Below are 4,995 nucleotides of genomic sequence, written 5' to 3'. Positions count from 1 at the left end.
TGGCGACGGCGGCGGCCGGGTCCAGGTCCTTGAGGTTCTTCACGACGGTGCGGCCCTGCGCGTCCACCACCTTGAAGTTGGTGTCCGCGTCCTCCAGCTCCGCCGTCTCCTCGTAGAGGCGCGCGAACGCCCGCGCCACGGAGGTGCGCCCGGCCACGTTGGCCACGATGCGGCACTTGGACAGGGCCCGCAGCTCGTCCAGCACCCGCACGTTGAGCGGGTCCGACATGGCGACCACCAGCGTCTTGCCGTCGTCGCGCAGCTGCAGCGGCACCACGGAGAAGTCGCGCGCCGTCTGCGCCGGAATCTTGGCCTTCACGTGCGGCGGAACCATCTGCACGGAGTCCAGGTTCACCGCCGGCATGCCCAGCTGCTTCGACAAGGCGCGCACGAGGATGTCCTCGGAGACGAGGTTCATGCGGACGAGGATCTCGCCCAGCTTCCCGCCCCACTTGGCCTGCTCGGCGAGCGCCGCCTTGAGCTGGCTCTCCTGCAGGACGTTCGCCTTGATCAGCAGTTCTCCAAGCTTGATCTGTGCCATGTCGTGCGCGCCATAGTACCCGGTTTGCGCCGGGACGCTGCCTTTCGACGCCTGGAAGCTCAGGAACCCGGCGCGGGGGGCGGCCGGGACACCGGCCCCTCCGGGCGGACCTCCTGGCCCCGCGCGTCGACGTCCACCACCTTCGCCCCCTCGGGCGCGCCCAGCTCATAGAGCGTCAGGTCCGGGCGGCCGTTGAGGCGGATGTCCGTGTACTTCAGGTCCAGCTTCGTGCCCGCCGAGGCGGCGACCAGGTGCACCTTGTTGGGAAAGAGCTGGTCGTCCCGCAGCTCGAAGTCCTCGAAGGCCAGGTCGTAGCCCGGCACGCCCCGGACCTCGCTCTTCACCACGCGCAGGTGCTTGGGATCCACGCGCAGTGTCTGTGTCGCCGGTCCCCGCTGGAGCTTGAGCACGTACACGCGCTCCTTCTCGTCCAGCTCCAGGGTCATGGACTCCGGCGGCAGGAGGGGGACCTGCCCCAGCATCACCGCCACCAGCTCCTCGCTCGGCAGGACGACAGGCAGGAAGCGGGACACGTTCTCCGCGCTGGCCGGGCCCTGGAGGTACGTGTTCTCCCCTGCCTGGTAGATGCCGAAGCGCTCACCGTTGGACACGAGCGAGGCCACCGGGCGGTTGAAGAAGTCGTAGGTCTCCAGGTGGATGAGGGCCGGACGGGTGATGGAGAGGTACGTGGAGAGTGTGCCGCTGCCCTGGGGCGAGTCCACGTGCAGCTTGGCGTCACCCTCCAGGTTCACCACCTTCGCCTGCCGCTCGCGCACGTGCTGGTAGAGCGTCTGGGCGTCCTCGATGCGGCCCTCCGGACCGAACTCGAGACGTTTGGGGCAGGCCGAACAGAGGAGGACCAGGAAGATTGCGGCGGCTGCGCGGTTCATATGTCCTAGTGTGAGCCAGGGCCGCCTGCCCGGTCATCCATCATGAGCCTGAACGATCTACTTCATTACCTTCGCCTGGGCGGCGTCACCCTCGCCCTCCTCCTGGGCGCCTCCGTGGTGGCCCTGGGCGTGGCCATCGAGCGGCTCATCGCCCTCTGGGGCGTGAGCGAGCGCTCCCGCAACCTGGGGGAGATCGTCCAGAAGCACCTCCTCCGGGGTGACGTGGCCGCCGCCCGCACCGCCGCCGAGCGCTCCGACGCCGTGGCGGCCGACATCTTCCTCGCCGGGTTCGACCGCTGGGAACGCTCCCGCTCCTCCGGTGGCAACGGCATCGAGTCCGCCGTGGAGCGCGAGCGCGCCCAGGTGGGGCTCAAGCTGCGGCGCAACCTGTGGCTGCTCGCCACCATCGGTTCGACGACGCCCTTCGTGGGCCTCTTCGGCACCGTGGCCGGCATCATGCGCTCCTTCAAGGACCTGGGCGTGGACGTGGAGGCCGGCGGCACCGGCGGCTCCGCGGCCGTGATGACGGGCATCTCCGAGGCGCTCGTCGCCACCGCCGTGGGCATCCTCGTCGCCGTGCAGGCGATGGTCTTCTACAACTACTTCCAGGCCCGGCTGTCCCGCGTGCTGGTGGAGCTGCGCCTGTTGGGCGACGAGTTCGCGGAGGTCCTCAAGGAGCGCTCCGCCGGCGGCCCGCTGCCGGAAGCCACGCCGCCCCCGCGCGAGGGCGCGGCGCCGCCTGCTCCCCGCCCGGATCCGCAGCCCGCCTCGTAAGGAGACACGCCCACCATGGCCATGGGAAAGACGCCCGGCTCGGGCGACGACGAGGTGGAGGGCGCGGGCTTCGCGGAGATCAACATCACGCCGCTGACGGACGTGATGCTCGTGCTGCTCATCATCTTCATGGTGACCAGCTCGGTCATCACCCAGCAGGGCCCGGGCGGCGGCGCCAAGGCGGGCCTCAAGGTGAACCTGCCCAAGGGCGGCGCCGCGGACGTCACCGCGCGCACCACGGACCTGTCCGTGGCGGTGCTGGCGGACGGCCGCTTCGTGCTCGCGGGCAACGTCGTCGCGGAGGCCGAGCTGAAGCAGGCCTTCGACACCGCGAAGAACCAGAACCCAGACACCGTGGTGATTGTCCAGGCGGACGAAGGCGTCCCCCACGGCACCGTGGTGCAGGTGATGGAGCTGGCGAAGAAGGCCGGCCTCGCGCAGCTGGCCATCGGCGTGCGCGAAGGCGACTAGTCGGCGTGCGCCAAGGCAACCAGGCTCAGGCTTGAAAAGGAAAGGCCCCCCGGCGCGTCACCTGCCGGAGGGCCTTCTTCATTTCAGGACTTCAGGTTCCGCTTCAGACGCCGCCGAACGCCGCGTCGGTGATGTCCATGGGGGACGTGTCCTCGGTGGCGATGAGGCGCGCGGCGTACTCCACGTTGGGCAGCACGTTGCGCGCGTACCACAGGGCGCTGAACTTCTTGCCCTCGTAGAACGCCTTGTCCGGGTGGTCCGCGCTCACGCTGGCGGCGGCCTTCTCCGCGATGACGGCCGCGTCCAGGAGCAGCCAGCCCACGGCGACCTCGGACATCATGTTGAGGAAGCGGTTGGCGGACAGGGGGATGAGCGGGAAGCGGCCCGCGTCCTGCGACCAGCCGAACAGCGCCATCGCGCTGGACATCAGGCCTTCCTGCGCGCCCGCCAGCGTCTTCACGGCCTCGCCCAGCACCGGGTGCTCGCGGTGCGCTTCCACGAAGCTGCCGACGTCGCCCATGAACTGCTGGAAGTGCGCGCCGCCCGCCTGGCCCATCTTGCGGCCGACCAGGTCCATGGCCTGGATGTGGTTGGTGCCCTCGTAGATGGAGAAGATCTTCGAGTCGCGCGTGTACTGCTCCACCGGGTAGTCCTGGATGTAGCCGGCGCCGCCGTACACCTGGATGGCCTGCGCGCAGAGGCGGAAGGCCTGATCCGAGCCGTAGGACTTCACCAGCGGCGTCAGCACCTCCACCTGGCCCTTGTGGTAGGTGGCGGCGTCGTCGTCCTTGCCCGCCAGCTGCTTCGCCTTGTCCAGGTGCATGGCCAGCTTGATGACCAGCGCGCGGATGCCCTCCACGTGCGCCTTGATGTCCAGCAGCATGCGGCGGACGTCCGGGTGCTCGATGATGGAGGCGCGCGGCGCGGACGGGTCCTTCCACTTGGTGAAGTGGGAGCCCTGCTTGCGGTCCTTCGCGTAGTCGAGCGCGTTGTAGTACGCGGCCGACGCCAGGCTCACGCCCTGGATGCCCACGGCGATGCGCGCGCCGTTCATCATCTTGAACATCTGGCTCATGCCCACGTGCTCGACCGTGCCCACGAGCTCGCCCAGACAGCCGTCGTTCTCACCGAAGTTGAGGACACAGGTGGCCGAGCCGTTGATGCCCATCTTGTGCTCGATGGACGCCACCGTGACGTCGTTGGACTGGCCCGCGGAGCCGTCCGCGTTGATGCGCAGCTTGGGGACGATGAACAGCGACAGGCCCTTGGTGCCCACCGGCGCGCCGTCAATGCGCGCGAGCACCAGGTGGATGATGTTCCCGGCCATGTCATGGTCGCCGCCGGAGATGAAGATCTTGGTGCCCTTGATGCTGTAGGTGCCGTCCGCGTTGCGCTTCGCGGTGGACTTGGCGGCGCCCACGTCGGAGCCGGCGTGCGGCTCGGTGAGGCACATGGTGCCGCCCCACGTGCCGTTGAGCATGCGCTCCACGAACTGCTTCTGCTGCGCGGGGGTGCCACACTCGGCGATGACCTCCGCCGCGCCGAACGCCAGGCCCGGGTACATGTTGAAGGCCGTGTTGGCGCCGGAGAGGATCTCCTCCACCGTCACCTGGAGCATCATCGGCGCGCCCTGGCCGCCGTGGTCGGGGCTCACCGCCACCGTCTTGAAGCCCTGCTCGTAGAGCTTGCCCCACGCGTCCTTGAAGCCCTTGGGCGTGTAGACGGAGCCGTTCTCCACCCGGCAGCCCTCACGGTCACCGACCGAGTTGAGGGGCCCCAGCACCTCGCGCGCGAAGCGGTACGTCTCCGTGAGGACCGCCTTCGCCTCGTCCGGACCCCAGGCGTCGTAGGGGGCCGTGCCCGCCACCTGGCCGAAGCCGAACTGCTCGAACAGCGTGAAGAAGATCTCTCGAAGGTCGGTCTTGTAGGTGTTGATGCCGGCGGACATGGCCACTCCTGCGTAGGGGCTCGCTGCCTGCCTGCTTCCCGCAGGGCGGGAAAAAGCCAGGGTCAGCGGCCCATGTGACGCAGGAAGTGTGGCGTCGACTGATTTTTGAGTCAACCCAAGATGACACCCCGCGTTGACGAGCGGTCGAAGCCGCCCTTCTCGAACGCGGGATTTCGCCTTGGAACGCCCCTGGAAAGCCTACTTCTTGGCCTTCTTCGCGGCCGGGAGGGACGCCGTCTTGGCGGCCGGCTTCTCCCGGGGGGCGGTCTTCTTGGACGAGGCGCCGGAGCGGGGCTCGCCCGTCTCCTCGTCATCGTCCTCGTCGTCCTCGTCCCGGTCGCGTTCCGGGGCGGCGGGCGGCGGGGCGCTGG

Annotated in this window: 5 protein-coding genes; 2 read left to right on the top strand and 3 right to left on the bottom strand. The window is 68.9% G+C overall.

Annotated elements, in window-relative coordinates; all coding sequences use genetic code 11:
* Positions 1-541 (bottom strand): general secretion pathway protein GspE (locus D7W82_RS38380; RefSeq protein WP_120622998.1); only part of this gene is annotated, 541 nt, incomplete at its 3' end.
* A 59-nt stretch (positions 542-600) separates the two neighbouring features.
* Positions 601-1,431: a DUF4292 domain-containing protein gene (locus D7W82_RS38375; protein WP_120622997.1), complete on the bottom strand. Its 831-nt coding sequence runs from the start codon at positions 1,429-1,431 to the stop codon at positions 601-603.
* A gap of 42 nt (positions 1,432-1,473) precedes the next feature.
* Here D7W82_RS38375 and D7W82_RS38370 point away from each other — a divergent pair, with 42 nt between their 5' ends.
* Positions 1,474-2,205, top strand: a complete 732-nt coding sequence (locus D7W82_RS38370) for a MotA/TolQ/ExbB proton channel family protein (RefSeq protein ID WP_120622996.1) — start codon at positions 1,474-1,476, stop codon at positions 2,203-2,205.
* 15 nt (positions 2,206-2,220) lie between these two features.
* Positions 2,221-2,676: a biopolymer transporter ExbD gene (locus D7W82_RS38365; RefSeq protein ID WP_120622995.1), complete on the top strand. Its 456-nt coding sequence runs from the start codon at positions 2,221-2,223 to the stop codon at positions 2,674-2,676.
* A 103-nt stretch (positions 2,677-2,779) separates the two neighbouring features.
* Here D7W82_RS38365 and D7W82_RS38360 read toward each other — a convergent pair whose 3' ends face one another.
* The gene (locus D7W82_RS38360; protein ID WP_120622994.1) at positions 2,780-4,624 is read right to left on the bottom strand and encodes an acyl-CoA dehydrogenase; all 1,845 of its coding nucleotides are present in this window, start codon (positions 4,622-4,624) and stop codon (positions 2,780-2,782) included.
* Between the last annotated feature and the right edge of the window lie 371 nt (positions 4,625-4,995).

Origin of the sequence: Corallococcus sp. CA049B (assembly GCF_003611685.1) — a bacterium.
Classification (GTDB): domain Bacteria; phylum Myxococcota; class Myxococcia; order Myxococcales; family Myxococcaceae; genus Corallococcus; species Corallococcus coralloides.
This window is presented reverse-complemented; position numbering and strand designations above follow the sequence as displayed.